The sequence below is a fragment of the Kineococcus vitellinus genome (assembly GCF_009906315.1).
Lineage (GTDB): Bacteria > Actinomycetota > Actinomycetes > Actinomycetales > Kineococcaceae > Kineococcus > Kineococcus vitellinus.
Genome location: NZ_JAAALL010000446.1, coordinates 1 through 2,393, shown reverse-complemented (window position 1 = coordinate 2,393; position 2,393 = coordinate 1). Strand labels below are relative to the sequence as shown.

At 75.6% G+C, this 2,393-nt stretch carries 3 protein-coding genes; all 3 read left to right on the top strand.

Going from position 1 to position 2,393, the window contains the following annotated elements; genetic code table 11:
• Positions 1-184 precede the first annotated feature (184 nt).
• Complete coding sequence (gene mraZ, locus GTQ99_RS22215; RefSeq protein WP_166617856.1) at positions 185-616, top strand: division/cell wall cluster transcriptional repressor MraZ; 432 nt, start codon at positions 185-187, stop codon at positions 614-616.
• A gap of 298 nt (positions 617-914) precedes the next feature.
• On the top strand, positions 915-2,012 hold the full coding sequence (gene rsmH, locus GTQ99_RS22210) for a 16S rRNA (cytosine(1402)-N(4))-methyltransferase RsmH (RefSeq protein WP_166617857.1): 1,098 nt from the start codon (positions 915-917) through the stop codon (positions 2,010-2,012).
• The coding region (gene ftsL / locus GTQ99_RS22205) for a cell division protein FtsL (RefSeq protein ID WP_166617855.1) at positions 2,012-2,393 on the top strand (382 nt) is incomplete at its 3' end. The genes rsmH and ftsL, both read left to right, overlap by 1 nt.

The following is a 2,393-nucleotide window of genomic DNA, read 5'->3' as shown; positions in this document are numbered from 1 at the left end:
CGGGGGGAGGGCCCGGAGGGGGCACCCGCCGCCCCTCCCCGCCGCTCCACCGTCCTGACCTGCGACGACGTGACGCGCGGGAGATCACCGAGGGTCGATCCGCGTTGACGGTGGAGGAAAGTGGAGTACGGTGGAGCGACCTGGTCCGCAGGGGACCGGGCGGGGACCCGTGTGGGGGTGCGCGGTGTTCCTGGGCACCTACACCCCCCGCCTCGACGACAAGGGGCGGCTGATCCTCCCGGCCAAGTTCCGGGACCAGCTGCTCGACGGCCTGGTGATCACCCGGGGGCAGGAACGCTGCCTCTACCTCTTCCCGATGCAGGAGTTCGAGCGGATGCACGAGGAGCTGCGGCGAGCGCCGCTGACCCGCAAGGAGGCGCGCGACTACCTGCGCGTGTTCCTCTCGGGTGCCTCGGACGAGACGCCGGACAAGCAGGGGCGGATCACGGTGCCGCCCATGCTGCGCAGCTACGCCGCCCTCGACCGCGACGTCGCCGTGATCGGCGCGGGCAGCCGGGTGGAGCTGTGGGACCTGCCGACCTGGGAGGCCTACCTGGCCGAGGCGGAGCCCGCCTTCGCCGACCAGCGCGAGGAGGTCCTGCCGGGGATCGTCTGATCCCCCTCCCGGGTCGGGGTCGCGACCCGGGGACAGACCGTCGGCCGAGGCCTCCAGCCGCCCGAAGCCACCGGTCCTGACGCCACTTCCCCGGCGCCAGGGCCGAGGGTGCGGGCGGATGGGGACCCCGGCCGACGGCCGTGCGGGGCCGGTCGCGACCGGTGAGCGGGCGGGTCGCAGGTGAGGGGAGCGGAGGGTCGTGGTGGACGAGCGCAGCGTGCTCGCCGTCGTCGGCGACCCCGCGGCGGCCGCACCCGACGAGCTCGCCGCGCAGGTGGCCGCCCGCCACGCGTCCGTGATGCTCGAGCGCTGCACCCGCCTGCTCTCGCCCGCGCTGCAGCACCCCGGTGCCGTCACCGTCGACGCCACGCTGGGCATGGGCGGCCACGCCGCCGAGCTGCTGCGCCGCAACCCGCAGGTGCGCCTGGTCGGCGTGGACCGCGACCCGCAGGCCCTGGAGCTCGCCGCCCGCAGGCTGCACGAGTTCTCCGAGCGCACCACGTTCGTGCACGCCGTCTCCGACTCCCTGCCCGCCGTGCTCGACGAGCTCGGCCTCGAGCGCGTCGACGCGGTGTTCTTCGACCTGGGCGTCTCCTCGCTGCAGCTCGACGAGGCCGAGCGGGGTTTCTCCTACGCGCGCGACACCGCGCTCGACATGCGCATGGACCCGGGTGCGCCGACGACCGCCGCCGACGTGCTGAACACCCGCTCGCAGTCGGACCTGGTGCGCCTCCTGCGCGAGTACGGCGAGGAGCGCTTCGCCCCGCGCATCGCCGCGGCGATCGTCCGCGAGCGCGAGCGCGAACCCTTCACGACCTCCGCGCGGCTGGTGGACCTGGTGCGCGCCAACGTCCCTGCCGCCACCCGCCGCACCGGCGGAAACCCCGCCAAGCGCACCTTCCAGGCCCTGCGCATCGAGGTGAACGACGAACTCGGCGTCGTCGAGCGGTCCCTGCCGGCCGCGTTCGAGCGGCTCGCCCCCGACGGCCGGCTCGCCGTGCTGACGTTCCACTCGCTCGAGGACCGCATCGCCAAGCGGGTCCTGCGGGAGTTGTCCACCAGTTCCGCGCCGCCGGACCTGCCGTTCGTCCCCGCCGGCGCCGGACCGCGCGCCGAACTGCTCACCCGGGGCGGGGAGGGCGCGGACGAGGCCGAGCTGGCCGAGAATCCGCGGGCGGCCTCGGCGCGCCTGCGCGCGGTGCGCCGGTTGCCCGGGGAGGATTCGAACGCCGGGGGGTCCGACGCCTCCCGCGACCGCCCGCAGGCGCAGCGGAGGAACCCGCGGAGGAACCGGGCGGGTTCCTCGCAGGAGCCGCGCCGGCGCGCCCGCACCGACCCCCCGCCCACGAGCATCGAGCCGGACGAGAACGGCACGACCGACGGAAGGACGCCGTGATGAGCCAGCCCCTGATCGCGGCCCGGAACGCTCCGGTCCGCCAGCTCAAGGCGCGCTCGGAGACCGCGGCCGCCCGTCCCGAGCTCCAGGTCGTCACGCCCCCCGCCGTGCGGCGGCTGCGGCTGCCGCTGCCGGTGGCCTGCGTGCTGCTGCTGACCCTGGGCCTCTTCGGCCTGCTCATGACGAACATCGCCATCGCCGGCGACGCCTACGAGATCACCGACCTGCAGGTCGCCTCCCAGCGCCTGGCCGACCAGCAGCAGGCCGCCGCGGAGTCGCTGGCCACGCAGTCCTCGCCCGAGCAGCTGGCCCGCCGCGCCGCCGAGCTCGGCATGGTCCCCGCGCCCGACGCCGTCCACCTGACCGCCGGCGGCGCGGTCG

Excerpts from the sequence above, each read along its gene's own strand:
- rsmH (WP_166617857.1), top strand. The coding sequence starts at position 915 with ATGCTCGAGCGCTGCACCCGCCTGCTCTCGCCCGCGCTGCAGCACCCC.